This is a genomic window from Janthinobacterium sp. SUN128 (assembly GCF_030587275.1).
GTDB classification, from domain to species: domain Bacteria; phylum Pseudomonadota; class Gammaproteobacteria; order Burkholderiales; family Burkholderiaceae_D; genus Janthinobacterium; species Janthinobacterium lividum.
In genome coordinates, this window is sequence record NZ_JAPWHY010000001.1 from 3,431,227 (window position 1) to 3,457,840 (window position 26,614).

Genomic DNA, 26,614 nt, shown 5'->3' on the forward strand with positions numbered 1-26,614 from the left:
GCGGGGCGCGCGAGACGAGAGGCAAGGAGGCACCCTTTGACATATCTCATCGACAGGCGCTTGCAAAGCAAGAATAAATCCGCCGTCAACCGCGAGCGTTTCCTGCGGCGTTACAAGGGCCAGATCAAGGATGCCGTGGGGCGTGCCATCAAGGGGCGCTCGATCACGGACGTCGAGAATGGCGAGAAGGTCAGCATCCCCGTCAAGGACGTGGGCGAACCATCGTTCGGCCACGCGCATGGCGGCGTATGGGAAGTGGTCAATCCCGGCAACAAGGAATACCTGAAAGGCGACCAGATCGCCCGGCCGAAAGGCGGCGGTGGCGGCGGGCGGGGCAAGGCGGGCAATAGCGACGAGACGACGGAAGACGATTTCATCTTTGAATTGTCGCGCGAAGAATTCATGAATTATTTCTTCGAGGACCTGGAATTGCCGCATATGGTGAAAACCCAGCTGACGGCCACCACGGAATTCAAGAACCAGCGCGCCGGCTACAATATGTCGGGCACGCCATCGAACATCCATGTGCTGCGTTCCTTGCGCGGCGCGCTGGGGCGGCGCATCGCCGTCGGCGGCGGCGCCCGCAAGCAGCTGGCGCAGGCCGAGGAAGACCTGGCCGAACTGCTGCACGAAGGCGCGCCCGACAGCGACCCGCTGGTCACGGAACTGCGCCGCCTGATCCACCACCTGCACACGCGCCTGCTGGCCATTCCCTTCATCGACCCGTTCGACTTGCGCTACAGCAACCGCGTCAAGGTGCCCAAGCCGATGACGCAAGCCGTCATGTTCTGCATCATGGACGTGTCCGGCTCCATGGACGAATCGCGCAAGGATACGGCCAAGCGCTTCTTCATCCTGTTATATCTGTTCCTCAAGCGCGTCTACGACAAGATCGAAGTCGTCTTCATCCGTCACCATACGGCGGCGGCCGAAGTGGACGAGCATGAATTCTTCAATTCGCGCGAGTCGGGCGGCACCGTCGTATCCTCCGCCCTGCACTTGCTCAACACCATCATCGACGAGCGCTATGGCGCCGGGCAATGGAACAGCTATGTGGCGCAGGCGTCCGACGGCGACAACTGGGACAACGATTCCGTGCTGTGCCGCCAGTTGCTGATCAACACCATCATGCCCAAGGTGCAGTACTACACCTATGTCGAGATCACGGATGGCCCGCAGCAAAACCTGTGGGAGCAATACGCGGGTGTGCTCGACCATCACGCCCATTTCGCCATGCAAAAGATCGTCACGCCGGCCGATATCTACCCGGTCTTCCGCGAACTGTTCAAGAAACAGGTGAAATGATGAGTGCAGCCTTTGACCGCGCCAGCAACACCCCGGGCGAACCGTTCGTGCGCCTGCGCCACCCGAATGCCCTGCCCGAGCAGTCGGAATGGACGTTCGAGCTGATCGAGCAAATCCACGAGGAAATCCGTCGCGTAGCGAAACAGTTTGGCCTCGACACCTATCCGAACCAGCTGGAAATCATCACGGCCGAACAGATGATGGATGCCTATACCTCGGTGGGCATGCCCGTCTCCTACAACCACTGGTCTTTCGGCAAGCACTTTCTGTCTACCGAGAAAAGCTACAAGCGCGGCCAGATGGGCCTGGCCTACGAGATCGTCATCAACTCCAACCCCTGCATCGCCTATCTCATGGAGGAAAACAGCCTGACCATGCAGTCGCTGGTGATCGCGCATGCGGCCTACGGCCACAATTCCTTCTTCAAGGGCAATTACCTGTTCCGCGCCTGGACGGATGCGGACGCCATCATCGACTATATGGTGTTTGCCAAGAATTACATCGCCGAATGCGAACAGCGCCATGGCGTCGATGCCGTGGAATTGCTGCTCGACTCGTGCCACGCCATCCAGAACTATGGCGTGGACCGCTACAAGCGCCCGGCGAAACTGTCGATGGCGAAGGAATATGCGCGCCAGAAAGAGCGCGAAGCCTATGTGCAGTCGCAGATCAACCAGCTGTGGCGTACCCTGCCCCGGCGCGAGGATGACGAGGACGAGGAAGACCAGCGCAAGGCCGCCCCCCGCTTTCCGCCCGAACCCGAGGAAAACCTGCTGTACTTTATAGAGAAGTACGCGCCGCTGCTGGAACCATGGCAGCGCGAGATGGTGCGCATCGTGCGCAAGATTTCCCAGTACTTCTACCCGCAACGGCAAACCCAGGTCATGAACGAGGGCTGGGCCACCTTCTGGCATTACACGATATTGAACCAGCTGTATGACGAAGGCGTGGTGGGTGACGGCTTCATGATGGAATTCCTGAAAAGCCATACCAACGTGGTCTACCAGCCGCCCATCGACAGCCCGTATTACAGCGGCATCAACCCGTATGCGCTGGGTTTTGCCATGATGAGCGACATCCGCCGCATCTGCGAGCACCCGACGGACGAAGACCGCGCCTGGTTTCCCGACATGGCCGGCAGCGACTGGCGCAAGAGCCTGGACTTTGCCATGCGCAATTTCAAGGATGAAAGCTTCATTGCCCAGTATTTGTCGCCGCGGCTGATCCGCGAATTCCACTTCTTTGCCGTGCTTGACGACGACAAGAATGAAAAACTGGCCATTTCCGCCATCCATGACGATGCCGGCTACCGCTACGTGCGCCAGCAGCTGGCCGAGCAGTACAACCTGGGCAACCGCGAGCCGAACATCCAGGTGTGGTCCGTGAATACGCGCGACGACCGCGCCTTGACCCTGCGCCACACGCAATTCCAGCGCCGCCCGCTGAACCAGCAGGCAGCCGAGGTGCTCAAGCATGTGGCGCGGCTGTGGGGCTTCGATGTGCATCTCGATACGGTCGATCCTCAGGGCGTGGTCCTGGGCACCCTGAATTGCCGGCGCGAGAAGCGCAACCGGCGCGATGACCCGGTTGTCCGGCCATGAAATGTTTTGTTGATAATAATCAATAGCAAGAATATAAGCGCTTCCTATGCCCGTATAGGAATTCAGTATGGCCTGACGGCCTCAAATAGGCCTCCAGGAGCGCCTTTTTTGACCTGGGTGAAGTGCGTTCCGCACCCGTTTGGTGCGCACCGAAGGCTAAGTGGTCTGGTTCAGAGCCAAAACATTTCCATAAAGAAAGATTTTTCTCCAAATTTAGCAGTTTCCATATTGGATATCACGAAATATAATTCCGCCATATAGGCACATCGGAGAACTTAGCAGCGGTCGTCCAAAACGGCTGTAAAAAACCGATAAGACCGCCTTTTTTTCTGTCCGAAAGCGTGCAAAGATGACATAAGCAAGTACGTTTTCAGGGCGCAAAAGCGCCAAAAATTTAACCGGTTTTAGGCGTTAAAAATCTGTGTAAAATAAAGAATTCGTATGTATAATTCGGCGACGTCCCGGATACGGCTGGAGCTTTGTGTCGTCATTTTGGGGTTCAGTTGCAAGACAAGAGATGGTATTTGGAGAAAGCAGGCATGAATTTTTCGAACGAGAAAAGTCCCAAGAACTACACAGGCATAACTGTCGTTGTCCTGCTGCACGTTCTCGCGGCTTACGGGATCGCGACGGGCTTGGGCAAGCGGTTAGTTACCAAAATGATGGAACCGGTTGAAACCAAGATTATCGAGGAAGTCAAACCGCCTCCACCGAAGGATCTTCCACCGCCACCACCGCCGCCAGAAATGAAGGCGCCACCGCCGCCATTCATTCCGCCAGTCGAGGTGAACGTGCAGCAGCCGCCGCCACAACAGAACGTGATTGCAAATACGACTGCTGTGAAGCCAGCCACGAATGTATTGGCACCGCCAGCACCGCCTGCACAGCCTGCGCCAACTCCTGGACCAGCCAAATCGGTGCGTACACCGGCCGTGGTTGACTTCAGTGTCTGCGAAAAACCGGCTTATCCAAAGTCGTCGCAGCGCAATGAGGAAACCGGTGTGGTGACACTGTCGTTCCTGATCGGTGTAGACGGCAAGGTCGCTGATTCGAAGATCGTGAAGTCCAGCGGCTTCAGAGACCTGGACAAAGCCGCGGTGCAAGGTATTAGCCGCTGTACATTTAAGCCGGCAACAGTTGACGGCAAGCCGGAACAAGGCTGGCAGCAAATGCAATACGTTTGGTCGCTGGATTAAAACCCGAGACAGTTATCCCCTGTCTCACACTATGATTTCGTTGTCATTACGTTCAGCGATCTGTTATTTTTAATTTTGGAGGAAGCATGTTTAAGAATACCCGTTTGTCCGCATTTTTTGCCGCGGTTCTGTTGTCCGTTACCGCTACTACCGCTCTGGTAGCAGCTCCGGCATTCGCTGACGCGCCAGCATCGGCTGCCGCTTCGGCTCCTGCGGCAGACGCTGCACCAGCACCAGTTGCCGCAGATGCAGCCGCTCCAGCAGCAGACGCAGCAGCAACTCCAGCCGCTGATGCAGCAGCTCCAGCCAAAACCGAAGAAGTGCACAACCCGTTCGGCCTGTCCGCAGTATGGGACGGCGGCTTCGTGCCACGCGCTACCCTGATCATCCTGTCCATCATGTCGATCGGCAGCTGGTACATCATCATCACCAAACTGCTGGATCAAATGAAGATCTTCAAGCAAGCCAAAGAAGCCGCTTCCAAATTCTGGAAAGCTCCTTCGATCGCTGCTGGTTCGGCAACCCTGAGCGAAGGTTCGCCATTCCGCTTCATCGCTGAATCGGGCACCAAGGCAACCGCACACCATGACGGCGCCCTGCTGGAACAAATCGACCTGTCGACCTGGGTGACGATGTCGATCCAGCGCGCTTCGGACAAAGTCCAATCGCGTCTGCAAGATGGCCTGTCGTTCCTGGCAACCGTTGGTTCGACCGCACCGTTTATCGGTCTGTTCGGTACCGTTTGGGGTATTTACGGCGCGCTGACCGCTATCGGCATGACCGGTAACGCATCGATCGACAAAGTTGCAGGTCCAGTTGGTGAAGCACTGATCATGACCGCTTTCGGTCTGCTGGTCGCCGTTCCTGCCGTTCTGGGTTACAACTGGCTGGTTCGTCGTAACAAATCCGCAATGGAAGACATCCGCTCGTTCAGCGCCGACGTTCACTCGGTTCTGGTTTCCGGCGTAATGTCGACCAGCGAAGCTGGCCGTGCTGCCGGCGCTAAAAAGATCGGATAAGAATCATGTCGATGTCCGTCGGCTCCGACAGCGGAGATGAAGATCAAGTAATGTCAGAAATCAACACGACGCCGCTCGTCGACATCATGTTGGTTTTGCTGATCATTTTCTTGATCACCAGTCCGGTTGTCCTCAAATTGCAGAAAATCGATCTGCCGATCGAGGCCAACCAAGCCCTTCAAAGCAAGCCAGAAAACGTCAACATCGTTGTTAACAAGGACGGTGAGATTTACCTGGGCCAGACCAGACTGAAAGACACGAACGAATTGTTCGATTATCTTAAAGTTGAAGCAGTGAAAGTACCGCAGCCGGAAGTACACGTTCGTGGCGACCAAGAAACACGCTACGAATCGATCGGCCGGGTTATTTACACGACCCAACGTGCCGGGATCCAGAAGGTCGGCTTCATCACCGAACCACCTGACAAGGGCTGATAGCGACTGGCGGCGGCGTCCCGGCAACATGGGGATGCCACCGCCAGAAGCTGACCGGGCGGCAGTTTCGCCCGGTGCTTCGTTGGACTTCTTAAAGGAAACACTATGAGTATGAATGTCGGTTCGGGAAGCGCAGCAGGCGCGGATCCGGAACCAATGATGGAACTGAACATGACGCCCCTCATCGACGTGATGCTGGTGCTGATTATCATGTTGATCATCACGATTCCTAAGCAAAACCACTCGGTGAACTTGAACATGCCGGTCGGCACCCCGCCGCCACCGACAACCGAACCAGTGGTCGTCACGATCGATGTCGATTTTGACGGCACGATCTTGTGGGACAATCAGGTCATTCCTGACCGCGCTTCGCTGGAAGCCAAGCTGAGCAACGTTGCTGCGCAAGCAGACCAGCCGGAAGTGCATTTGCGTCCGAACAAGCTGGTGGAATACAAAGTCGTCGCCGGTGTGATGGCGTCGGCGCAGCGTCTGGGCGTGACCAAAATCGGTCTGGTCGGCAACGAGCAATTCCAGTAAGCTGCAGCAATCAGGTTCTCTTTACATCCGAATAGGCAGGACTTCCTGCCTATTCGCTTTTTACTGAAAGACTTTCTTATGTCCAAGTTTCGTCTCGCTCATCTCGGCCTCGTCATGGCCGCTATCGGTTTTACCGCAGCAACTCCCGTAATCGGCCTGGGCTCGCTGGCATACGCCGCAGACACCGTGCGTGCCGAAGTGGGCAAGCCACTGCAAGAAGCGCAAAAACTCGCTAGCAGCGGCAAAAACAAGGAAGCGCTGGCCAAGCTGCGCGAAGCTGACAGCGTCGGCGGCAAGACCGCCTTTGAAAGCTACCAGATCGAACGCGTGCGCGCTTCGGCCGCTGCCGCCGCCGGCGACAACGGCACCGCCATCAAGGCCTTTGAAGCCGTCATCAATTCCGGCCGCCTGAGCGCCGCCGAAGCCCCGAAATTCACGCAAGCCCTGGCCGGCATGTACTACCGCGCCAAGGATTGGCCGAACACCATCACCTGGATCAAGCGCTCGCTGAAAGACCGCGACGATGCCCAGATGCGCGAACTGCTGATCCAGACCTACTACGTCAGCGGCAACTACGCCGAAGCGGCGAAAGAGCTGCAATCGCGCGGCGGCAACTCGGAAGCAAGCCTGCAAATGCTGGCCAACATCCAGTTGAAGCAAAACGACAAGGGCGGCTACGTCGCCACCCTGGAAAAACTGGCATCGAGCTATCCGAAAACCAGCTACTGGGCTGACCTGCTGAACCGCGTTTCGGGCAAGCCTGGCTTCTCGCAACGCCTGGCCCTGGACGTCCAGCGCCTGCGCCTGGCCAACGGCCTGTTCAGCAAACCTTCCGAATACATGGAAATCAGCCAGCTGGCCCTGCAAGCAGGCAATCCTGGCGAAGCGCTGAGCATCATCGAGCAAGGCTACAAAAAAGGCGTACTGGGTACCGGCGCCGATGCGCCACGCCACCAGCGCCTGAAAGACTTGGCCCTGAAAACCCAGGCCGAGCTGAAAGCCAACGCCGCCAAGTCGGAAGCGGAATACGTCAAGAACAAGGACGCCGACAGCTTGAGCAAGCTGGGCTTCGCCCTGGTCTACGACGGCCAGGCCGACAAGGGCCTGGGCTTGATGAACGATGCAGTGAAAATGGGCACCGCCAAGTATGCGGAAGAAGCCAAGCTGCATCTGGGCATCGCTTACATTCACGCCGGCAAGAAGTCCAATGCCTCGACAGCACTCAAAGCCGTCAAGGGCACGGATGGCGCGGCTGACCTGGCCCGCTACTGGACGTTGATGAATAAATAAGACAACATCCTCCGGGAGTTGCAGGCAGCTAGTCGAGTGCCATCCAAAAGCGTTGCCAGCACACCCGCCGGCAACGCTTTTTGTTATTTCAGCAGTGAAATTCGCCCTGTGCCCGCCCTGCCGGGTGTGCATCCCTGAAACAGTCCGTATAATCCCCCTTTTGGCACAGTTTTTCATCAGATTCCTATGAAGGTATTCCGCGGACTTCCCAATGCCCAGGCACGAGCGCCTTGCGCTCTGACCATCGGCAATTTTGACGGTGTCCACATCGGCCATCAGGCCTTGCTGGCGCGCGTGCGCGGCGCCGCGACCGAACTCGGCATTGAAGCGGCCGTGATGACGTTCGAACCGCACCCGCGCGAATTCTTCGCGCAGCGCGCGGGCGACCTGTCCAAAGCCCCGCAGCGCATCGCCAACTTGCGCGACAAGCTGCAATCGCTGGACGACGCCGGCATCGACCGTGTCGTCGTCGAGCACTTCAGCGCCCAGTTCGCCGCCTTGACGCCGCAGGAATTCACGGAAAAAGTCCTCGTCGACGGCTTGCACGTGAAATGGCTGATGGTCGGCGACGACTTCTGCTATGGGGCCCGGCGCGCCGGCGACGTGGCCATGCTGCAGGAAGCGGGCCGCCAGTATGGCTTCCATGTGGAAACATTGCCTACCGTAATGAGCGGCAGCACGCGCATCTCGTCCTCGGCCGTGCGCCTGGCGCTGGCCGCCGGCGATTTCCCGCTGGCGACGCAGTTGCTGGGCCATCCGTACGCGATTTCCGGCCACGTCATCCACGGCCAGAAGCTGGGCCGTACCCTCGGCTTTCCCACCCTGAACCTGCGCGTGGCGCACCGCCCCGCCCTGTCCGGCATCTTCATCGTGCAAGTACATGGCCTGGGACCGGTGCCGCTGCCGGCCGTGGCCAGCCTCGGCGTGCGCCCCACCGTCGATGACAGCGGCCGCGTCTTGCTGGAAGTGCATCTGTTTGATTTCGCCCAGTCCTGCTACGGCAAGCTGGTGCGCGTGGAATTCCTGGAAAAACTGCGCGACGAAGAGAAGTACGACGATTTGCCCACCCTGACGGCCGCCATCGAGCGCGACTCGAATCAGGCGCGCGCGTATTTTGAGCAGCGCAGCGGCGCCATTACCGCCACCGACCGAATTTGACGCCGGCCAACTCCACCGCCTGGCGGCACCTGCCGCCGCCAACCCGCTGCAAAAATATACTCCATACCATTAAAGAAGATTATGTCCGATCAAAACAAGCCAGCCACGCCCAAGCAGAACAAGAAGCCTGAAAGCAAATACCCGGTCAACATGACGGAAACCCCGTTCCCGATGCGCGGCGACATGGCCAAGCGCGAGCCGCAATGGGTACAGCAATGGCAAGACAAGAAGATTTACGAGCGCGTGCGCAAGGCTGCCGCCGGCCGCCCGAAATTCATCCTGCATGACGGCCCGCCGTACGCGAATGGCGATATCCACCTGGGCCACGCCGTCAACAAGATCCTGAAGGACATGGTCGTCAAGTCGCGCTCGCTGGCCGGCTTCGACGCGCCGTACGTGCCGGGCTGGGATTGCCACGGCATGCCGATCGAGATCCAGATCGAAAAACTGCACGGCAAGAACCTGCCGACGGCCGAAGTGCTGGAAAAGGCCCGCGCCTACGCCAACGTGCAGGTCGAGCGCCAGAAAAAGGATTTCATCCGCCTGGGCGTGCTGGGCGAGTGGGACAACCCCTACCTGACGATGGCGCACGGCAATGAAGCCGACGAATTGCGCGCGCTGGGCAAGCTGCTGGAAAAAGGTTATGTCTACCGCGGCCTGAAGCCCGTCAACTGGTGCTTCGACTGCCAGTCGGCCTTGGCCGAGGCGGAAGTGGAATACGCGGAAAAACGCGATCCCGCCATCGACGTCGGATTCAAGTTCGCCGAACCGGAAAAACTGGCGGCCGCCTTCGGCCTGCCTTCCCTGCCGACCGATAACGGTTTCATCGTCATCTGGACCACCACGCCGTGGACCATCCCGTCGAACCAGGCCCTGAACGTGCACCCGGAAGTCAAATATGCGCTGGTGAAAGCCGAGCGCGATGGCCAGCCGCTGCTGCTGATCCTGGCGCAAGACCTGGTCGTCGCCAGCCTGGCGCGCTTCAAGCTCGATGGCACGACCATCGCCACGTGCGACGGCGCGGCCCTGGCCGGCATCAGCTTCCGCCACCCGCTGCATGCGGCCGACGCGTTCTATGACCGCTTGTCGCCTTTGTACCTGGCCGAATACGTGACCACGGAAAGCGGCACGGGCGTGGTGCACTCGGCGCCAGCCTACGGCCTGGACGACTTCATCTCGTGCAAGGCGCACGGCATGAAGGACGACGACATCATCAAGCCCGTCATGGGCGACGGCAAGTTCGCCTCGACCCTGCCCCTGTTCGGCGGCATGACCATCTGGGAAGCGTCGAAGCCGATCTGCAACGCCTTGCGCGAAGCGGGCGCGCTGTTCGAAGTCAAGATGTTCGACCACAGCTACATGCATTGCTGGCGCCACAAGACGCCGATCATCTACCGCGCCACCTCGCAGTGGTTCGCCGGCATGGACGTGACGCCGAAGGACGGCGGCGCAACCCTGCGCGAAACGGCCTTGCAAGGCATCGCCGACACCGAGTTCTTCCCGGACTGGGGCCAGGCGCGCCTGCACGGCATGATCGCCAACCGTCCCGACTGGACCCTGTCGCGCCAGCGCCAGTGGGGCGTGCCGATGGCCTTCATCGTACACAAGGAAACGGGCGACCTGCATCCGCGCACGCCGGAACTGCTGGAGCAAGTGGCCAAGCTGATCGAAAAGGACGGCATCGAGGCATGGCAGGCGCTGGACTTGAAAGACCTGATCGGCGACGAAGCGGCCATCTACGCCAAGAACAAGGACACGCTGGACGTGTGGTTCGATTCCGGCGCCACGCACCAGACGGTGCTGGGCGGCCCGCAAGGCCATGGTTCGCACTCGACGCAGCTGCAATTCCCGGCCGACCTGTACCTGGAAGGCTCGGACCAGCATCGCGGCTGGTTCCACTCGTCCCTGCTCGTATCGTCGATGCTGAACGGCCGTCCGCCGTACAAAGCCCTGCTGACGCACGGCTTCACGGTCGATGGCGAAGGCAAGAAGATGTCCAAGTCGCTGGGCAATACCCTGGCGCCGCAAAAGATCTCGGACACCCTGGGCGCGGACATCCTGCGCCTGTGGATCGCGTCGACCGACTACACGGGCGAGCTGTCGATCTCCGACGAGATCCTGAAACGCGTGACGGAATCGTATCGCCGCATCCGCAACACCCTGCGCTTCCTGCTGGCCAATACGTCGGACTTCAATCCGGCCACGGACGCCGTGCCGGTGGCGGAAATGTTCGAAATCGACCGCTATGCGCTGGCCAACATGGCGTCGCTGCAAACGCAGATCGAGAACAACTACGCGCGCTACGAGTTCCACCCGGTGGTGTCGAAGCTGCAGACGTACTGCTCGGAAGACCTGGGCGGCTTCTACCTGGACATCCTGAAAGACCGCCTGTACACCTCCGGCCTGACGTCGCACGCGCGCCGTTCCGCGCAGACGGCACTGTGGCACATCACGCAAAGCCTGCTGCGCCTGATGGCCCCTGCCCTGTCGTTCACGGCCGAAGAAGCATGGGCCGTCTTCGCAGGAAGCGAAGCCTATGCCGCCAGCGATGAAACCATCTTCACGCAAACCTGGTGGCAGCTGCCGGAAGTTTCGGACGCCGCCGGCCTGCTGGAGAAATACACGGCACTGCGCGCCGTGCGCACGGACGTGACAAAACAGCTGGAAGACTTGCGCACCTCGGGCGCCATCGGTTCGTCGCTGCAGGCGGAACTGACGATCAAGGCCGCGCCGATGAAATACAAGCTGTTGACCACCCTGGGCGAAGACTTGAAGTTCGTCTTCATCACCTCGCAAGCCACGGTGGCCGAGGTGGCCGACGAAGCGGCCGAGGAAGTGGTCGTAACCGCGTCGACGGCGCCGAAGTGCGAGCGCTGCTGGCACTACCGTAGCGACGTGGGCACGGACGCCGCGCATGCTACCCTGTGCGGCCGCTGCGTCAGCAATCTGTATGGAAAGGGCGAATCTCGCCGTTTCGCATAAACAACGTCGTCAAAATCTACTGCGCGTCGCGATTTGCGGCCTGCGATGCTCGCTGTACTAAAGTACAGCTGCGCGTCTCAGCCCCAACTCACTGCCGCTCGCTACGATTTTGCCCGCCGTTGTATGCTATGAGCCCAACCGCCGCCAGCTACCAGGCGGCGGCTTTATCTTCCCTGGAAAAATATGGCCACTAAAAACCGTTTTTCATCGAAATCGTCATCCTCAGCGTCGCTCGTGCCCTGGCTGGGCATTGCCGCCATCGTCATCCTGTTCGACCAGATCACCAAGATCACGATCCTGAAGACCTTCCGCTATGCGCAAGAGATGGTCATCACCTCGTATTTCAACCTGGTGCTCGCGTATAACAAGGGCGCCGCGTTCAGCTTCCTGTCCGACCAGGGCGGCTGGCAGCGCTATTTCTTCACCGGCATCGCCCTGGCGGCCGCCATCTACATCATCTATCTGCTGAAAAAGCACGCCGGCCAGCGCATGTTCTGCTGGGCCCTGGCGCTGATACTCGGTGGCGCACTGGGCAACGCCATCGACCGCCTGATGTACGGCCACGTGGTCGATTTCCTCGACTTCCACTGGAAAAGCTGGGGCCATTTCCCCGCTTTCAATATCGCCGACAGCGCCATCTGCATCGGCGCGGCCCTGTTCATCATCGATGAACTGCGCCGGGTAAACAAATAAACACGCAGGAGAACGGCATGGAATTGTCCGGCAAAAAAATCGTTCTGGGACTTTCGGGCGGCGTCGCCTGCTACAAGGCGGCGGAACTGTGCCGCGCGCTGACAAAGGCCGGCGCCTCGGTGCAAGTGGTGATGACGGATGCGGCCAGCCACTTCATCACGGCCGTCACGATGCAGGCCCTGTCCGGCCACCCCGTGCACACGAGCCAGTGGGATGCGCGCATCGACAACAACATGGCGCATATCGATTTGACGCGCCATGCGGACGCCATCCTGATCGCGCCGTGTTCGGCCGATTTTCTGCGCAAGCTCGCGCACGGCGTGTGCGACGACCTGCTGTCGACCCTGTGCCTGGCCCGTCCCTCCCACCTGCCCCTGCTGGTGGCGCCGGCCATGAACGTGGAAATGTGGCAGAACCCCGCCACGCAGCGCAATGTGCAGCAGCTGCGCGACGACGGCATCAAGCTGTTCGGCCCGGCCGCCGGCGAACAGGCGTGCGGCGAAGTTGGCCTGGGCCGCATGCTGGAGCCGGAACAGCTGCTGACGGAGCTGATCGCCGCCTTCCAGCCGAAAGTCCTGGCGGGCAAGCGCGTGCTGGTCACGGCCGGCCCCACTTTTGAAGCCATCGACCCCGTGCGCGGCATCACCAATCTGTCCTCGGGCAAGATGGGCTATGCGGTGGCGCGCGCGGCGCGCGAAGCGGGCGCCGAGGTGCTGCTCATTTCCGGCCCCACGGCGCTGGACGCGCCCTTCGGCGTGCGCCGCATCGACGTGCAAAGCGCGCAGCAGATGCATGATGCCGTGCTGGCCCACGTCGACGGCCAGCATGTCTTCGTCGCTGTCGCCGCCGTGGCCGACTGGCGCGTCGCCAACGCCAGCGACCAGAAGATGAAAAAGCAGGCCGACGGCTCCGTGCCCGAACTGCAGTTCGCGCAAAACCCCGACATCCTTGCCACCGTGGCGGCGCGCACCAACCTGGCCGGCTATCCGTACTGCGTGGGCTTTGCCGCCGAATCGGAAAACCTCGTGGAATTCGGCTCGACCAAGCGAGAAAAGAAGGGGATTCCCCTCCTGGTCGGCAACATCGGCCAGAACACGTTCGGCCAGGACGACAACACCATCATCCTGTTCGATGAAGAGGGCCATACCGTGCTGCCGCGCGCCTCGAAACTGAACCTGGCGCGCCAGCTGATTTCGGAAATCTCGAAGCGGCTGGCAAAAAATTCACTGCTCAAATAATCCATTTTTAGACGACTTAGCTTCAATGAAAAATATCGACATCAAGATCCTCGACGCCCGCATGAAAGAACTGCTGCCAGCCTACGCCACGCCGGGCAGCGCCGGTCTGGATCTGCGCGCCTGCATCGATGAAGCCATCACCATCGAAGCGGGCCAGACGGTGCTCATTCCCACCGGCCTGGCCATCCACATCGGCGACCCGTCGTATGCGGCCATGATTTTGCCGCGCAGCGGCATGGGCCACAAAAACGGCATCGTATTGGGGAATCTGGTAGGCTTGATCGACTCCGATTACCAGGGCCAGCTGATGGTATCGACCTGGAACCGGGGCCAGAGCGCTTTCACGCTCAATCCCATGGAACGCCTGGCGCAACTGATTATCGTGCCGGTGCTGCAAGTGGGCTTTAACGTCGTCGAGGAATTCGGCGACAGCGAACGCGGTGTTGGCGGTTTCGGCAGCACCGGCAAACATTAAGGATTTTCTCATGCCAGGTTTACGCCATCTGATCCCAGCCCCAACTTCGCTGCGCCGATTGGCCACTCCCCTCCTGCTGGCCAGTGCCGCCATCCTCGCCGGCTGCACCACGCCAACGACGCATGTCAGCGGTCCGTTCAACGTCGTGCCGGCACCCGATGCGCCCGCCCCGACGGCGCAGCAAAAGGCGGCGCAGGAAGAACTGGTGAAGATGGTGGCGCTGCAGGACCGCCTGTCGAAAGTCTCGGCGCCCCTGCTGATCAACAATGCGGACCTGTGCAAGACGTATGCGCGCAACCTGCTGGGCTTCACGGCGCAGAATAAGTATTCCTACCCCGGCATCTATGCCGACGCGGCCCAGGCGGCCCTCGGCTACGGCGAACAGATGCAGGTCTCCGGCGTCTTGCCGGGCAGCGGCGCCGCGCGCGCCGGCTTGCGCAAGGGCGACGGCTTGGTGGCCGCCGAAGGCAAGCCGCTGCCGGCCGGCCCGAAAGCGGAAGGCCCGTTCGGCGCCATCGTCGGCCCGCTGGCCTCGAAAAGCGCGAGCCTGAACATGACCATCGCCCGCGATGGCCAGCAGCAGGACCTGAAGATTCCCGTCACGCGCGCCTGCGCCTTCCGCGTCGCCCTGGGCAATGCGGACAATGTCAACGCGTACTCGGACGGCGCGCGCATCATGCTCACGCGCGGCATGGTCAATGCGGCGCAAAACGACGAAGGCATCGCCTTTGTCATCGCCCGCGAAATGGCGCACAACATCCTCGACCACGCGCGCAGCCAGCGCACGGCAGGCACGGCCGGCAGCATCATCGACAGCCTGGGCGCCGTGCAGCCCGACGTGTCGATGCTGACGGGCGCCGCCGGCATCAAGGCCATGCCGCAGGAACTCGACGTGCAAGCCGACACCCTGGCCATCTACCTGCTGGCGCGCGCCGGCTACAACGTCGACAACGCCGCACGCTTCTGGCAGCGCCTGGCCACGCAAGTGCCGGCCACGGTCGCCAATGGCTACACGGCGCTGCATCCCGGCACCAACTCGCGCATGGCCGCCGTGAACCGCGCCGTCACCGACGTGCGCGCCAAGCAGGCGGCGAAGAAACCGCTGAAGCCTTAGAACGCCTACCATAACCTACTGCGCGTCGCGCTTTGCGGTCTGCGATGCTCACTGTGCTCAATCCTGATCAAACAGGGTTTGCTCAGGCCCCCGGGAAGTTGGGGAAGTAGGTGCCCATGATCCAGGTCAGGGCACCGCAGAACACCACGGCTAGAAACAGGACGATGAGCAGCTTGCCGAACTTGGGAATACCCTCTTCTTGCGTCTTGACTTCATTTGACATGAAAATTCTCCGCAGGGTGATGGAACAGGTAGTATATCCACAATCTTGAATACTTTTCCATACTTTGCCGCTTACCTGCGGCTTTCCTCCTGCGCGCCATGGACAGCATCGACCTTGAAGTTCTGAAAACCAGCGCCGCCTGGCTCGACGCCGGCCACCGCTGCGAACTCGTTACCGTCATCAAGACCTGGGGCTCCAGCCCCCGCCCCGTGGGCGCCACCCTGGCCATCTGCGACGATGGCACGGTGGTCGGCTCCGTGTCCGGCGGCTGCATCGAAGATGATTTGATCGACACCGTGCGCGTGCATGGCATCGTGCGCACGCTGCCGGAAATCGTCAGCTACGGCATCAGCGCCGACGAGGCGCACCGCTTCGGCCTGCCCTGCGGCGGCACCATCGAACTGGCCATCGAGCCGCTGCATGCGGGCAGCCGCGTGGCCGAACTGCTGGCGCGCCTGGAAGCTCATGAACTGGTCGAGCGCCGCCTCGACTTGCGCAGCGGCGCCGTCACCCTGCAGCGCGCCACGCCGGGCGCCGTGCTGGCACTGGACGATGGCGTACTCACCACGCAGCATGGCCCGCGCTGGCGCCTGCTGATCATCGGCGCCAGCCAGCTATCGCGCTTCGTGGCGCAAATCGCCACGGCCATGGATTACCACGTCATCGTCTGCGACCCGCGCGAGGAATACCGGGGCGGCTGGAACGTGCCGGGCGTGCCCCTGCTGCACGCCATGCCGGACGATCTCGTGCTGGAACTAAAGCTCGACAGCCGCAGCGCCGTCGTCGCCCTCACGCACGATCCCAAGCTCGATGACTTGGCCCTGATGGAAGCGCTCAAGTCCCCAGCGTTCTACGTGGGCGCCATCGGCTCGCGCGCCAACAACGCCAGGCGCCGCGAACGGCTGCCGCAGTTCGACGTCAGCGCGGAACAGCTGGCGCGCCTGCATGGCCCCATCGGCCTGTACATCGGCAGCAAGACGCCGGCCGAAATCGCCATTTCCATCCTGGCCGAACTGACGGCCGTGAAAAATGGTGTGCCCGACGCCCTGCAGATCCAGCACGCGGCAGCCCTGAGCCCGCCCACCACCGACATCTGCGCGCGCTGAAGGCAAACAGCAAGAAACGCGGTGCGCCCGCATCGCCTCCCTGATACCGTCTTTGACTTTGGCCCACCATGACCCTGCTGCACTGGACCCTCCCCCTGCCCGCCGGCTACCGCCGCGACGATGTCATCGCCTTCCACAGCCGCGATGCGCAAGCCGTGGCCGAACAAGTCACGCCGACGGGCCTGCGCAAGGGCATCCTGATGCAGGGCGTGCCCGTGGTACTGGACGTGGCCTTCACGGACGCTGCCGCCGTCTGCCGCGCCGACATCGATGGCGATGCCGCTGCCGGCCTTCAGGAACGGCTGCACGGCGCCCTGCTCAATATCCTCGGCCTGCGCATCGACCCGCAACCGTTCGCGCAACTGGCCGCCGGCGACACGCTGCTGGCGCCTTTGGTCCGGCGCAATCCGGGCTTGCGCATCGTGCAGTCGGCCAGTCCCTTCGAGGCGCTGACCTGGGCCATCATCGGCCAGCAGATCAACCTGCCGTTCGCCATCGCCCTGCGCCGCACCTTCATCTTGCGGGCGGGACGCCAGCACGGCGACGGCTTGTGGTGCTATCCCGAGGCGCGCGACGTGGCCAGGCTGGAAATCGAGGATTTGACCAGCCGCAAATTCTCGCGCGCCAAGGCCGAAACCGTGCTGCGCCTGGCAAACCTCGTCAACGACGGAGAGCTGTCACTGGAGCTGCCGCCCTCCGGCGACGTGGCGGCGATTTCCCAGGCGCTGCTGGCCGTGAAGGGCATCGGCCCGTGGACCGTCAATTACGCGCTACTGCGCGGCTACGGCTATGCCGACTGCTCGCTGCACGGCGACGTGGCCATCCGCGCCGCCCTGCAAAAGCTGCTCGGCGAAGAGAGCAAGCCGGACATGGCGCGTACGGAACAATGGCTGCGCCAGTACGCGCCGCACCGCACCATGGCGGCCGCCCACCTGTGGGCCAGCCTGCATGCGCCGGAAATAAATATTTTACCTGCGCGGGAATAAACGGCGGGCGGCATGCGTCTATCCCTTGCAAGCCCTCAAAACCTCAAGGAGACCATCATGCGCTTTACCACTTTCGCCGCCACCGCCCTTTTCATCGCCTTGTCCGCCCCGCTGGCCTTTGCCGCCGACGTCATGCCGGCCAACGGCATGCTGGTCAACGCCAGCGGCATGACCGTGTATGTGTTCGACAAGGATGTCGCCGACAGCGGCAAGAGCGCCTGCAGCGGCGGCTGCCTGGTGGCCTGGCCCGCCGTCATCGCCACCGAAGCGGCGCCCGCCGCCCCGTATGGCAGCATCAAGCGCGAAGACAACGGCGCCATGCAGCTGACCTACAAGGGCAAGCCCCTGTATTTGTACAAGGAAGACAAGAAACCGGGCGACGTGGCCGGCGACAATTTCAAGAACGTGTGGCACGTCGTCAAGCCCTAAGCCCCCCATCCCGCCGCCACGATGACCACGCAAGAGGACAGCCGCACACTGCAAGCCTGCCTGCCCGGCCTGCGCCGCTATGCGCGCGCGCTGGTGGGCGCCGTGCACGCGGACGACCTGGTGCAGGACACCGTGGAGCGGGCCTGGCGCAAGTTCGACCAGTGGCAACGGGGTGGCGAGATGCGACCCTGGCTGTTTTCCATCATGCACAACCTGCACGTGGATCAATTGCGCCGCCCCGGCCTGGCGTTGCAGGAGCTCGACGACGACGCCCTGCTGCCCGCCCCGGAGCACGCGCCGGGGCAAGCCATCGCCATCGGCGAAATGGATGCGGCGCTGGCCCATTTGCCACTGGGGCAGCGCGAAGTCATCCTGCTTGTCGCGCTTGAACAGATGCCGTATGAGCAGGTGGCGTCCACCCTGGGCATCCCTGTCGGCACCGTCATGTCGCGGCTGTCGCGCGGGCGCGAACGGCTGCGCGAACTGCTCGATGGCCGCCCGGCCGGCAGCCATGGCGCCCCTACCCTGAAAGTCGTGAAATGACAACGCAAGCCATCAGCGAAGCGCAATTGCACGCCCTGGCCGACGGCGTCCTGCCCCAGGCGCAGCGCGCGGCTGTCGACGCCCACCTGCACGCACACCCCGAGGATGCCGCCAGGGTGCACGCCTGGCGCGAACAGAACCGGCAATTGCGTGTCCTGTTCGACCCCGTGCTGGACGAAGCCGTGCCGCCGGACCTGCTGCAGGCGGCATCGCCACCGGCGGCGAACGGCGCCTGGCAGCGCCACGCCATGCAGGCGGCAGCGGCCATCGTGCTGGTGATCGCAGGCGGCGCGGGCGGCTGGCTGCTGCGCGGTGATGGCGGCGACATGCGGACCACCAGCGCCAGCCCGATGTCCCTGGCGCGCAGCGCCGCCATCGCCCATGCCGTCTACACGCCCGAAGTGCGCCATCCCGTGGAAGTGGGTGTCGAACAGGAGGCGCACCTGGTGCAATGGCTGTCGAAACGCCTGGGCAGCAAATTGCAACCGCCCGCGCTGTCACCGCTCGGCTATCACCTGATCGGCGGCCGCCTGCTGCCCGGCGATGGCGACGGCCCCGTGGCGCAATTCATGTACGAAGATGGCAGCGGCAAGCGCCTGACCCTGTATGTGGCCAAAGAACGGGCCGGCAGGCAGGAAACGGCCTTCCGCTACACGCAGGAAAAGGAGCTGAGCGTGTTTTACTGGATTGACGGCCAGCTTGGTTACGCCCTCTCGGCGAGCCTGCCCAAACGGGAGCTGGGCAAGATCGCCGACGCCGTGTATGCGCAGCTGGAGCAAGCCCGCTAAGCCCCGCCATCCATGCGCAAGTGCGTTGAACGCCAGCGCGCTATCAGTCCAGCGCACGCCGCAGTTCCGCATACGCGTCGACCAACCGCTCCTTCGAATAGCCGCGATTGAGCCCACTGGGGTTGGGCAAGATCCACACGCGCGCGCCGCCGAAGCGCTCCGGCTGTTCGCCCCACGCCAGCTGGCGCTTCCCCGTCATCGCCGCGTAGGCAGCCTTGCCCAGGAAGGCGATCCACTGTGGCTGCAGCAATGCCAGTTTATGCTGCAGGCCCGCCGCCGCTTGCGCGAACTCGTCCGCCCCCACCTGGTCCGCGCGGCTGGTCGGGCGCCCGACGGCCGCAGTCAAACCCAGCCCGAAACCGAGCACGCTGGCATCGTCTTGCGGCGCCACCAGATGCGGCGTGAAGCCGGCCAGGTGCAGCACCGGCCAGAAACGGTTGCCGCGGCCGAGAAAATGGTGGCCGGCCGCCGCCGCGTCCATGCCCGGATTGAGGCCGCAAAAAACCACTTGCAAGCCGGGAGCGAGAATATCGGGCAAGCCCGGCGCCGTTGTGAGGTATGTCATGAAAACTCCGCTATCAGAAGCCGCAGTATGCCACCGGCGCCATGTCCTGCAGCGCAGGGCGGGCGGTGCTACCATCCCGTACTGATGCGCTCATCCGTATGGTGGATGGCCGTCGCGCTTTCCCGCACCATCCCACACCGAGGAATACACATGACGACCCTGACCATCAATGGCAAGCAACACGAGCTTGCGCTGCCTGAAGACACGCCCCTGCTGTGGGCCCTGCGCGACGAACTGGGCATGACCGGCACCAAATTCGGCTGCGGCATGGCCCTGTGCGGCGCCTGCACCGTGCACCTCGATGGCGAAGCCATCCGCTCCTGCGTGACGCCGATGTCGGCCGCCGCCGGCAAGAAGATCACCACCATCGAAGCCGTGGGCGAAGACAAGGTCGGCCTGGCGCTGCAGCAGGCCTGGCAGGAACACGGCGTGCCCCAATGCGGCTACTGTCAGGCCGGGCAGATCATGTCGGCCACGGCCCTGCTGCACAAGACCCCAAGACCGAACGACCAGCAAATCCGCGAAGCGATGAGCGGCAATATCTGCCGCTGCGGCACCTATACTCGCATCCACGCGGCCATCAAGCAGGCCGCGACCAGCATCCACGCGAAAGGAGCGGCCAAATGAGCATGCATGACACTCCTGCCGCACATTCGCCTGCGCGGCGCAACTGGCTCAAGGCCGCCGGCGCGCTGGCCGGTTTGACCCTGGTGGCCGGCCCTTCCGGCCTCGTGATGGCGGCCGATGCCGTCAAATACGGCGGCGACAAGATGGCTGGCGGCGTGGTCGACGACAGCCTGGTCTTCCTGTCGGTCGGTGCCGACGGCATCGTCACCATCGTGGCACACCGCTCCGAAATGGGCCAGGGCATCCGCACCAGCCTGCCCATGGTGGCGGCCGACGAACTGGGTGCCGACTGGGCGCAGGTGCGCGTACAGCAGGCGCCCGCCGACGAAGCGCGCTACGGCAGCCAGGATACGGACGGCTCGCGCAGCATGCGCCACTCGTTCCGCGCCATGCGCCACGTGGGCGCCACCGCGCGCCTGATGCTGGAAACGGCTGCCGCCGTGCGCTGGGACGTACCCGTGACGGAAGTCAAAGCCGTCAACCACGCGGTCGTGCATGCGGCCAGCGGACGCTCGCTGTCCTTTGGCGCCCTGGCCGAAGAAGCGGCCAAATTGCCGGTGCCGCCACGCGCGCGCATCAGCCTGAAAACGGCGGGTGAGCTGCGCTACATCGGCCAAACCAGCACGCGCGGCATCGACTTGCACGACATCGTCACGGGCAATACCCACTTCGGCATCGACACGCGCCTCGACGGCATGGCGTACGCCGTCATCGCCCGCCCTCCCGTCTTTGGCGGCAAGCTGAAAAGCGTGGACAAGACGGCGGCCCTGAAAGTGCCGGGCGTGCTGCGCATCGTCGAACTGGCGGGCAGTCCGCCGCCAGCCATGTTCAATCCGCTGGGCGGCGTGGCCGTCATCGCCAGCAACACCTGGGCCGCCATCAAGGGCCGCGAAGCGCTGGTGCTGGAATGGGAAGATGGCCCGAACGCCGGCTACGATTCGAAGACCTTCCGCAAGACCCTGGAAGCGGCCGTGCGACAGCCGGCCAGCCCGGCGCGCGACCAGGGCAGGACGGTGGCCACGCTGGCCGCCGCTCCCGCCGCGCGGAAATTCAGTGCCGAATACTATCTGCCCCACCTGGCCCACGCCACCATGGAGCCGCCCGCCGCCACCGTGCGCATCGCCAACGGCAAGGCCGAAGTGTGGGCCTGTGTGCAGGCGCCGCAAGCGACGCGCAGCAATGTGGCCAAGGCCCTGGGTCTGGCGTATGACGACGTGACCGTCCACGTGACCCTGCTCGGCGGCGGCTTCGGGCGCAAATCGAAACCCGATTTCGCCGTCGAGGCGGCGCTGCTGTCGAAAGCCATGGATGGCGCGCCCGTCAAGCTGACGTGGACGCGCGACGACGACCTGCAGCACGACTACCTGCACACGGTCTCCGTCGAACGGCTGGAAGCGTCGCTGGACGCGAAAGGTATGCCGACGGCCTGGCTGCACCGCACGGCAGCCCCCACCATCACGTCGACCTTTGCCGCCGGCGCGAACAGGCAGGCGCCGTTCGAGCTGGGCATGTCGGCCATCAACGTGCCGTTCGCCATTGCGAACATCCGCGTCGAAGTGCCCGAAGTGCCGGCCCACACGCGCATCGGCTGGTTCCGTTCCGTGTCGAATATCCCGCACGCATTTGCCATCCAGTCGTTCACGGCCGAACTGGCCCACGCGGCAAAAAAGGATCATCGCGACTACCTGCTCGCGCTGCTGGGCCCCGCGCGCAAGATCAACCCGGCCGACCTGTCCGACGGCTGGAACTATGGCGAAGATCCGGCGAAGTATCCGGTCGACATCGGCCGCATGCGCCACGTGATCGAGCTGGCGACAGCCAAGGCGGGCTGGGGCCGCAAGCTGCCCAAGGGACGGGGGCTGGGCCTGGCCGTGTCCTACAGCTTTGTCACCTATGTGGCGACCGTGATCGAAGTGGAGATCAATGCGGCCGGCGAAGTCATCGTGCCGAGGGTCGACATCGCCATGGATTGCGGCCCGCAGATCAACCCGGACCGCGTGCGCTCGCAGATCGAGGGCGCCTGCATCATGGGCCTGTCGCTGGCCATGAGCGGCGAGATCAGTTTCAAGAATGGCAGGGTCGAGCAAAGCAATTTCCACGACTACGCCGTGCTGCGCGCCGCCGACGCGCCGCGCGTGATCCACACGCACCTGGTGCCGGGTACCCTGGACATGGAGCTGGGCGGCGTGGGCGAACCGGCCACGCCGCCCATCGCGCCAGCCCTGTGCAACGCCATCTTCGCGGCCACGGGCAAGCGCATCCGCGCCCTGCCCGTGGGCATGCAGCTGGCGAAAAAGGCTTAGGTCCGCCGCGCGGCAGGCAACTGTAGCAGCAACGCTGCGGCGGCGACCAGGGCGGCACCGGCCGCCAGCAGCCACATGGGCCAGTCGAGCAGGAGCAGCAGCCCGCCGGTGGCCGCGCCAATGGCGCTGCCCAGGTACAGCGCCGATTCGTTGAGGGCGATGGCCAGGTTGCCATCGCCCTGCCGCGCGCGCACGGCCAGCAGTTGCTGGTTCTGCGGCACTTGCAGGGCCCAGCCAGCCGCACCCCACAGCACGATCGGCGCCAGCATCAGCCAGGCCGACCAACCGGCCGCCAGCGGCAGCGCGCACAAGGCCAGCGCCAGCAGCAGCAAGATGAGCCAGGTCAGTTTCGGCGCCGCCACCTTGTCCGCCCACGGTCCGACCAGCACGCTGCCCGCGATCCCCCCCACGCCCCAGGCCCACAGGAAGGGCGTGGCGGACACCGCCGCCCCCTGCGCCGACCACGCCAGCAGCGGCGCGATAAACGTGTACATGCCCAGGCTGGCGATGGCCGCCAGCAGCGACACGAGCAGGATGGACAGCACCTGCCCATCGGCCAGCAAGGCCAGCTTGCGGCGCAGCGACGTGGCCGGCACCGCCGGCAACGCGGGCAGCTTCCACAGCAAGCCCGCCAGCGCCAGCCCGCCAAGGACGGCGACCAGCCACAGGGCCGCGGTCCAGCCCAGCTGCTGCGCCAGCAGCAAACTCAAGGGCACGCCCAGCACCGTGCCGCCCGCCATGCCGCCCATGATCACGCCGATGGCCTTGCCCCGCTGCTGCGGCGCCGACACGCCGGCCGCCGCCGCGATACCCAGCGCCAGGTAGACACCCGCACCGACGCCGGCAATGGCGCGCCATGCCAGCAAACCGCTGAAACCGGGCGCCAGCGCGCTGGCCCCGTTCGCCAGCACGAACACGGCCAGGGCGATCAGGAGGCCAGAGCGCTGCGCGCGCGCCGGCAGCAAGGCCACCACCAGCGGCGAGCCGAGGCCATAGGCCAGCGTAAACGCCGTCACCAGTTGCGCGGCCATCGCCAGGGAGATGGAAAAGGCACTGGCAATCATCGGCATCAAGCCCGCCGTCACATACGACGCCATGCCCAGCGCGAACGCGCCCATGGCGATCAGGTAGACGGTGGCAGGCAGCGCGGCGATGGCAGGCGCGAGGCTACTGGAGGAGGAAGAGTCGGACATGGGCAAGCTTTCGGAAAGAAAGCAGGCATTCTGGAATACAATATAAACAATTACAATTTAACTGTTTATGCTATTACTGATAGCAACAGGCTTACCGGAAAGGCATCACCATGCGCACCTTGGCCCGCACCCGCCACGAACTGGCCGCCTACCTGCAGGCGCGCCGCGCGCGGCTGTCGCCGGAAGACGTGGGCTTGCCCGGCGGTGGAAGGCGGCGTACGCCGGGCTTGCGCCGCGAAGAAGTGGCGGCGCTGGCCGGCGTGGGGCTGACCTGGTACACCTGGCTGGAGCAGGGGCGCGACATCGGCGTCTCGAGCGCCTTTCTCGACAAGCTGGCCGAAGTGCTGAAACTGGACGCGGGCGAGCGCCGCCACCTGTTCCTGCTGGCGCATGCGCGTCCGCCGGCCGAAGAGGGCAAGACGTTTTGCGTGGTGCCGCCGCTGGTGCGCCGCCTGATGCACGAGCTGGCGCATCCGGCGTATGTGCTCAATTTGCGCTGGGACGTGCTGGCGTTCAACGGGGGCGCCGACACCCTGTTTGGCTTCGGCGCGCATGCCGCCTCGCGCCGCAATCTGCTGTGGCTCTTGTTTACCGAGCCGCTGCTGCGATCCCGCTTCGCGGCGTGGGAAGAGCAGGCACCGCTGATGCTGTCGAGCTTTCGCCGCGACTATGCGCGCGCCACGCAGGAAGCGGATATCCACGCGCTGGTGGAGGAACTGGAAAAAGTCTCGCCCGAATTCAAGTTATGGTGGCGCCGCCACGACGTGCATGCGCCATGTGCCGGCGTACGCCGCCTGACAATCGACGGCGAGGAGGTCGCATATGAACACACCTCGCTCACCATCGATGCGGACCGCCATCTGCGGCTGGTGGTGTATGCACGCCAGGCGCAGGAGTGAACTGCAGCGCACAACGAAAAAACCGCTGATTCTCTTGCGAGAAATCAGCGGCTTCGAATTGGTTGCGGGGACAGGATTTGAACCTGTGACCTTCGGGTTATGAGCCCGACGAGCTGCCAGACTGCTCCACCCCGCAGACGAATTATATACCAGATTGTTGCGCGGCGTAAAGGCGTGAATTGACAATGTCATACCTGCCCTGTCTGCCGGATATTGTCGTTGGCCAGCAATGGAAAAAGCCGCTGATCTTTTGCAAGAATCAGCGGCTTTCCGGTATTGGTTGCGGGGACAGGATTTGAACCTGTGACCTTCGGGTTATGAGCCCGACGAGCTGCCAGACTGCTCCACCCCGCACAAGAATTATAAGGGCAAACGGGTGGCTTAGGCAATAGCTATCTCAACTTAGGCTGCAATAGAGCTATTTAATTAAAAACCCCGGCCAATTGCCGATTGGCATTGTGTCCTCCCGACACGCCACGCCGCGCGCAATCGGTGTACAGTAAGCGTTACACTAGACTTCCATTTTCCCAAGCCCGCCCATGAAATTCTGCTCCGAATGCGCCCATCCTGTCAGCCTCTCCATTCCGGAAGGCGACAACCGTCCGCGCTATGTCTGCGCCAACTGCGACGCCATCCATTACCAGAACCCGAAAATGGTGGTCGGCTCCATCCCCGTGTGGGAAGAGGATGGCCAGCTGCAGGTCTTGCTGTGCAAGCGCGCCATCGAGCCGCGCCTGGGCTACTGGACCCTGCCTGCCGGCTTCATGGAAAACGATGAAACGACATCCGACGCGGCCGAACGCGAAACGGTGGAGGAAGCGGGCGCGAATATCGAACTGGGCCCCCTGTTTTCACTGCTGAACGTGCAGCGCGTGCACCAGGTGCACCTGTTTTACCTGGCGCGCCTGCGCGACCTCGATTTCGCGCCGGGCATCGAAAGCCTGGACGTGCAGATGTTTACGGAAGCGCAGATACCCTGGGATGACCTGGCCTTCCCCACCATCCGCGCCACCCTGGAACTGTTCTTTGCCGACCGCGTGAAAATCCGCGAAGGCGGCAGCTATGGTTTCCATACGGGCGACATCACGCGCCCGATGGCGCGCACGGATGCAGAGCAAGCCCCCGAATAAGCCTCCACCAACTGCCACCTTTGACGCCGCATGATTCCCTGGCTCGATACCCACACCCCGTTTCCCGACGTTTCGCGCGCCCTCACCGACGAGGCGCCCGGCCTGCTGGCGGCCGGCGCCGACCTGTCGCCCGCGCGCCTGCTCGACGCCTACCGGCGCGGCATCTTCCCCTGGTTTTCCGAAGGCCAGCCTATTTTGTGGTGGAGTACCGATCCGCGCATGGTGCTGATGACGGAGGACTTCAAGGTATCCGACAGCCTGGCCAAGGCGATCCGCAAGGTCGAACGCAGCGCCGCCACGGACGGTCGCTGGCAGCTGCGCTTCGACGGCGATTTCGACGCCGTCATGCGCGCCTGCGCGGCGCCGCGCAAGGATGGCCCGGGCACGTGGATTTCCGACGAAATCATCGCCGGCTACACGGGCTTGCACGAGCTGGGCTACGCGCACTCGTCGGAACTCTGGCTTGATGGAGAACTGGTCGGCGGCGCGTATGGCGTGTCGATCGGACGCATGTTCTATGGCGAATCGATGTTCGCGCGCGTGACGGATGGCTCGAAGATCGCGCTGGCGCACCTCGTGCGTTTTCTGCACGCGCGCGGCGTGGCCATGATTGACTGCCAGCAAGAAACGAAGCACCTGGCCTCGCTGGGCGCGGCGCCCATTTCGCGCGCGCGCTTCCTCGCCCATGTGCGCGTCGCCATTGAAGCAGCGCAAATCACGGATTGGCAAGCTGCACCACCGGCATAAAAAAGCTATGATATCTCCACGCAGACTTCCATT

26 protein-coding genes and 2 tRNA genes are annotated in these 26,614 nt (G+C 62.9%); 23 read left to right on the forward strand and 5 right to left on the reverse strand.

The window, feature by feature from the left end:
* Positions 1-36: 36 nt before the first annotated feature.
* The 13 genes from O3297_RS15500 (at position 37) to O3297_RS15560 (ending at position 15,042) form a co-directional block, all read left to right on the forward strand.
* Positions 37-1,305: a YeaH/YhbH family protein gene (locus tag O3297_RS15500; RefSeq protein ID WP_034785247.1), complete on the forward strand. Its 1,269-nt coding sequence runs from the start codon at positions 37-39 to the stop codon at positions 1,303-1,305.
* Entirely contained in the window at positions 1,305-2,906 is a 1,602-nt protein-coding gene (locus tag O3297_RS15505) for a SpoVR family protein (RefSeq protein ID WP_052140385.1), read from the forward strand. The genes O3297_RS15500 and O3297_RS15505 overlap by 1 nt, the downstream gene beginning before the upstream one ends.
* Positions 2,907-3,445: 539 nt before the next feature.
* Complete coding sequence (locus O3297_RS15510) at positions 3,446-4,102, forward strand: energy transducer TonB (protein ID WP_034785244.1); 657 nt, start codon at positions 3,446-3,448, stop codon at positions 4,100-4,102.
* A gap of 86 nt (positions 4,103-4,188) precedes the next feature.
* On the forward strand, positions 4,189-5,121 hold the full coding sequence (locus tag O3297_RS15515) for a MotA/TolQ/ExbB proton channel family protein (protein ID WP_162835768.1): 933 nt from the start codon (positions 4,189-4,191) through the stop codon (positions 5,119-5,121).
* 5 nt (positions 5,122-5,126) lie between these two features.
* On the forward strand, positions 5,127-5,555 hold the full coding sequence (locus O3297_RS15520) for a biopolymer transporter ExbD (protein ID WP_034785240.1): 429 nt from the start codon (positions 5,127-5,129) through the stop codon (positions 5,553-5,555).
* A 105-nt stretch (positions 5,556-5,660) separates the two neighbouring features.
* Positions 5,661-6,092, forward strand: coding sequence for a biopolymer transporter ExbD (locus O3297_RS15525; RefSeq protein ID WP_177886013.1), 432 nt, complete (start codon positions 5,661-5,663; stop codon positions 6,090-6,092).
* 78 nt (positions 6,093-6,170) lie between these two features.
* On the forward strand, positions 6,171-7,382 hold the full coding sequence (locus O3297_RS15530) for a hypothetical protein (RefSeq protein ID WP_034785237.1): 1,212 nt from the start codon (positions 6,171-6,173) through the stop codon (positions 7,380-7,382).
* Positions 7,383-7,568: 186 nt separating this feature from the next.
* Positions 7,569-8,540 (forward strand): bifunctional riboflavin kinase/FAD synthetase, encoded by a 972-nt coding sequence (locus O3297_RS15535; RefSeq protein WP_034785236.1) that lies wholly within the window; start codon positions 7,569-7,571, stop codon positions 8,538-8,540.
* A gap of 81 nt (positions 8,541-8,621) precedes the next feature.
* Entirely contained in the window at positions 8,622-11,522 is a 2,901-nt protein-coding gene (gene ileS / locus O3297_RS15540; RefSeq protein WP_305049090.1) for an isoleucine--tRNA ligase, read from the forward strand.
* 183 nt (positions 11,523-11,705) lie between these two features.
* Positions 11,706-12,215 (forward strand): signal peptidase II, encoded by a 510-nt coding sequence (lspA, locus tag O3297_RS15545; RefSeq protein WP_034754175.1) that lies wholly within the window; start codon positions 11,706-11,708, stop codon positions 12,213-12,215.
* A gap of 17 nt (positions 12,216-12,232) precedes the next feature.
* Positions 12,233-13,453 (forward strand): bifunctional phosphopantothenoylcysteine decarboxylase/phosphopantothenate--cysteine ligase CoaBC, encoded by a 1,221-nt coding sequence (gene coaBC, locus O3297_RS15550; protein WP_034785232.1) that lies wholly within the window; start codon positions 12,233-12,235, stop codon positions 13,451-13,453.
* A 25-nt stretch (positions 13,454-13,478) separates the two neighbouring features.
* Positions 13,479-13,928: a dUTP diphosphatase gene (gene dut / locus O3297_RS15555; protein WP_034785229.1), complete on the forward strand. Its 450-nt coding sequence runs from the start codon at positions 13,479-13,481 to the stop codon at positions 13,926-13,928.
* 10 nt (positions 13,929-13,938) lie between these two features.
* Complete coding sequence (locus tag O3297_RS15560; protein WP_305049091.1) at positions 13,939-15,042, forward strand: M48 family metallopeptidase; 1,104 nt, start codon at positions 13,939-13,941, stop codon at positions 15,040-15,042.
* Positions 15,043-15,124: 82 nt separating this feature from the next.
* Here O3297_RS15560 and O3297_RS15565 read toward each other — a convergent pair whose 3' ends face one another.
* Positions 15,125-15,265, reverse strand: a complete 141-nt coding sequence (locus O3297_RS15565) for a hypothetical protein (RefSeq protein ID WP_162835767.1) — start codon at positions 15,263-15,265, stop codon at positions 15,125-15,127.
* 98 nt (positions 15,266-15,363) lie between these two features.
* Here O3297_RS15565 and O3297_RS15570 point away from each other — a divergent pair, with 98 nt between their 5' ends.
* The 5 genes from O3297_RS15570 (at position 15,364) to O3297_RS15590 (ending at position 19,117) form a co-directional block, all read left to right on the forward strand.
* Entirely contained in the window at positions 15,364-16,371 is a 1,008-nt protein-coding gene (locus tag O3297_RS15570; protein WP_305049092.1) for an XdhC family protein, read from the forward strand.
* 68 nt (positions 16,372-16,439) lie between these two features.
* Positions 16,440-17,357, forward strand: coding sequence for a DNA-3-methyladenine glycosylase (locus O3297_RS15575; RefSeq protein ID WP_305049093.1), 918 nt, complete (start codon positions 16,440-16,442; stop codon positions 17,355-17,357).
* A gap of 57 nt (positions 17,358-17,414) precedes the next feature.
* Entirely contained in the window at positions 17,415-17,786 is a 372-nt protein-coding gene (locus tag O3297_RS15580) for a hypothetical protein (protein ID WP_305049094.1), read from the forward strand.
* Between the two features lie 21 nt (positions 17,787-17,807).
* A complete protein-coding gene (locus O3297_RS15585; protein WP_305049095.1) occupies positions 17,808-18,329 on the forward strand; it encodes an RNA polymerase sigma factor in 522 nt (173 codons plus the stop codon).
* Positions 18,326-19,117, forward strand: a complete 792-nt coding sequence (locus O3297_RS15590; RefSeq protein ID WP_305049096.1) for an anti-sigma factor — start codon at positions 18,326-18,328, stop codon at positions 19,115-19,117. Before O3297_RS15585 ends, O3297_RS15590 begins: the two co-directional genes overlap by 4 nt.
* Positions 19,118-19,160: 43 nt before the next feature.
* Here O3297_RS15590 and mug read toward each other — a convergent pair whose 3' ends face one another.
* Positions 19,161-19,682, reverse strand: coding sequence for a G/U mismatch-specific DNA glycosylase (gene mug / locus O3297_RS15595; RefSeq protein ID WP_305049097.1), 522 nt, complete (start codon positions 19,680-19,682; stop codon positions 19,161-19,163).
* A 150-nt stretch (positions 19,683-19,832) separates the two neighbouring features.
* Between mug and O3297_RS15600 the strand changes: the two genes are divergently transcribed.
* A complete protein-coding gene (locus tag O3297_RS15600; protein ID WP_034785215.1) occupies positions 19,833-20,309 on the forward strand; it encodes a (2Fe-2S)-binding protein in 477 nt (158 codons plus the stop codon).
* On the forward strand, positions 20,306-22,612 hold the full coding sequence (locus tag O3297_RS15605) for a xanthine dehydrogenase family protein molybdopterin-binding subunit (RefSeq protein ID WP_305049098.1): 2,307 nt from the start codon (positions 20,306-20,308) through the stop codon (positions 22,610-22,612). The genes O3297_RS15600 and O3297_RS15605 overlap by 4 nt, the downstream gene beginning before the upstream one ends.
* Here the strand turns inward: O3297_RS15605 and O3297_RS15610 are convergent.
* Positions 22,609-23,805: an MFS transporter gene (locus tag O3297_RS15610; RefSeq protein ID WP_305049099.1), complete on the reverse strand. Its 1,197-nt coding sequence runs from the start codon at positions 23,803-23,805 to the stop codon at positions 22,609-22,611. The genes O3297_RS15605 and O3297_RS15610 overlap by 4 nt on opposite strands.
* A gap of 110 nt (positions 23,806-23,915) precedes the next feature.
* Here O3297_RS15610 and O3297_RS15615 point away from each other — a divergent pair, with 110 nt between their 5' ends.
* A complete protein-coding gene (locus O3297_RS15615) occupies positions 23,916-24,704 on the forward strand; it encodes a helix-turn-helix transcriptional regulator (protein ID WP_305049100.1) in 789 nt (262 codons plus the stop codon).
* Positions 24,705-24,763: 59 nt separating this feature from the next.
* On the opposite strand, the gene O3297_RS15620 is transcribed toward O3297_RS15615, so the two are convergent.
* Positions 24,764-24,840, reverse strand: a tRNA-Met gene (locus O3297_RS15620).
* A 141-nt stretch (positions 24,841-24,981) separates the two neighbouring features.
* Positions 24,982-25,058, reverse strand: a tRNA-Met gene (locus O3297_RS15625).
* 185 nt (positions 25,059-25,243) lie between these two features.
* Here O3297_RS15625 and O3297_RS15630 point away from each other — a divergent pair.
* Together O3297_RS15630 and aat are read left to right on the forward strand one after the other, a co-directional pair.
* Positions 25,244-25,834, forward strand: coding sequence for an NUDIX hydrolase (locus tag O3297_RS15630; protein WP_034785201.1), 591 nt, complete (start codon positions 25,244-25,246; stop codon positions 25,832-25,834).
* A 30-nt stretch (positions 25,835-25,864) separates the two neighbouring features.
* The gene (gene aat / locus O3297_RS15635) at positions 25,865-26,581 is read left to right on the forward strand and encodes a leucyl/phenylalanyl-tRNA--protein transferase (protein WP_305049101.1); all 717 of its coding nucleotides are present in this window, start codon (positions 25,865-25,867) and stop codon (positions 26,579-26,581) included.
* Positions 26,582-26,614: the final 33 nt, after the last annotated feature.

Coding starts and splice junctions, on each gene's coding strand:
- O3297_RS15610 (WP_305049099.1), bottom strand. CDS start 23,805: ATGTCCGACTCTTCCTCCTCCAGTAGCCTCGCGCCTGCCATCGCCGCG.
- O3297_RS15580 (WP_305049094.1), top strand. CDS start 17,415: ATGCGCTTTACCACTTTCGCCGCCACCGCCCTTTTCATCGCCTTGTCC.
- O3297_RS15515 (WP_162835768.1), top strand. CDS start 4,189: ATGTTTAAGAATACCCGTTTGTCCGCATTTTTTGCCGCGGTTCTGTTG.
- O3297_RS15630 (WP_034785201.1), top strand. CDS start 25,244: ATGAAATTCTGCTCCGAATGCGCCCATCCTGTCAGCCTCTCCATTCCG.
- dut (WP_034785229.1), top strand. CDS start 13,479: ATGAAAAATATCGACATCAAGATCCTCGACGCCCGCATGAAAGAACTG.
- coaBC (WP_034785232.1), top strand. CDS start 12,233: ATGGAATTGTCCGGCAAAAAAATCGTTCTGGGACTTTCGGGCGGCGTC.
- O3297_RS15505 (WP_052140385.1), top strand. CDS start 1,305: ATGAGTGCAGCCTTTGACCGCGCCAGCAACACCCCGGGCGAACCGTTC.
- O3297_RS15615 (WP_305049100.1), top strand. CDS start 23,916: ATGCGCACCTTGGCCCGCACCCGCCACGAACTGGCCGCCTACCTGCAG.
- O3297_RS15605 (WP_305049098.1), top strand. CDS start 20,306: ATGAGCATGCATGACACTCCTGCCGCACATTCGCCTGCGCGGCGCAAC.
- aat (WP_305049101.1), top strand. CDS start 25,865: ATGATTCCCTGGCTCGATACCCACACCCCGTTTCCCGACGTTTCGCGC.
- O3297_RS15585 (WP_305049095.1), top strand. CDS start 17,808: ATGACCACGCAAGAGGACAGCCGCACACTGCAAGCCTGCCTGCCCGGC.
- O3297_RS15570 (WP_305049092.1), top strand. CDS start 15,364: ATGGACAGCATCGACCTTGAAGTTCTGAAAACCAGCGCCGCCTGGCTC.
- O3297_RS15510 (WP_034785244.1), top strand. CDS start 3,446: ATGAATTTTTCGAACGAGAAAAGTCCCAAGAACTACACAGGCATAACT.
- O3297_RS15590 (WP_305049096.1), top strand. CDS start 18,326: ATGACAACGCAAGCCATCAGCGAAGCGCAATTGCACGCCCTGGCCGAC.
- O3297_RS15560 (WP_305049091.1), top strand. CDS start 13,939: ATGCCAGGTTTACGCCATCTGATCCCAGCCCCAACTTCGCTGCGCCGA.
- O3297_RS15520 (WP_034785240.1), top strand. CDS start 5,127: ATGTCGATGTCCGTCGGCTCCGACAGCGGAGATGAAGATCAAGTAATG.
- O3297_RS15525 (WP_177886013.1), top strand. CDS start 5,661: ATGAGTATGAATGTCGGTTCGGGAAGCGCAGCAGGCGCGGATCCGGAA.
- O3297_RS15600 (WP_034785215.1), top strand. CDS start 19,833: ATGACGACCCTGACCATCAATGGCAAGCAACACGAGCTTGCGCTGCCT.
- O3297_RS15535 (WP_034785236.1), top strand. CDS start 7,569: ATGAAGGTATTCCGCGGACTTCCCAATGCCCAGGCACGAGCGCCTTGC.
- ileS (WP_305049090.1), top strand. CDS start 8,622: ATGTCCGATCAAAACAAGCCAGCCACGCCCAAGCAGAACAAGAAGCCT.
- mug (WP_305049097.1), bottom strand. CDS start 19,682: ATGACATACCTCACAACGGCGCCGGGCTTGCCCGATATTCTCGCTCCC.
- O3297_RS15565 (WP_162835767.1), bottom strand. CDS start 15,265: ATGTCAAATGAAGTCAAGACGCAAGAAGAGGGTATTCCCAAGTTCGGC.
- O3297_RS15530 (WP_034785237.1), top strand. CDS start 6,171: ATGTCCAAGTTTCGTCTCGCTCATCTCGGCCTCGTCATGGCCGCTATC.
- O3297_RS15575 (WP_305049093.1), top strand. CDS start 16,440: ATGACCCTGCTGCACTGGACCCTCCCCCTGCCCGCCGGCTACCGCCGC.
- lspA (WP_034754175.1), top strand. CDS start 11,706: ATGGCCACTAAAAACCGTTTTTCATCGAAATCGTCATCCTCAGCGTCG.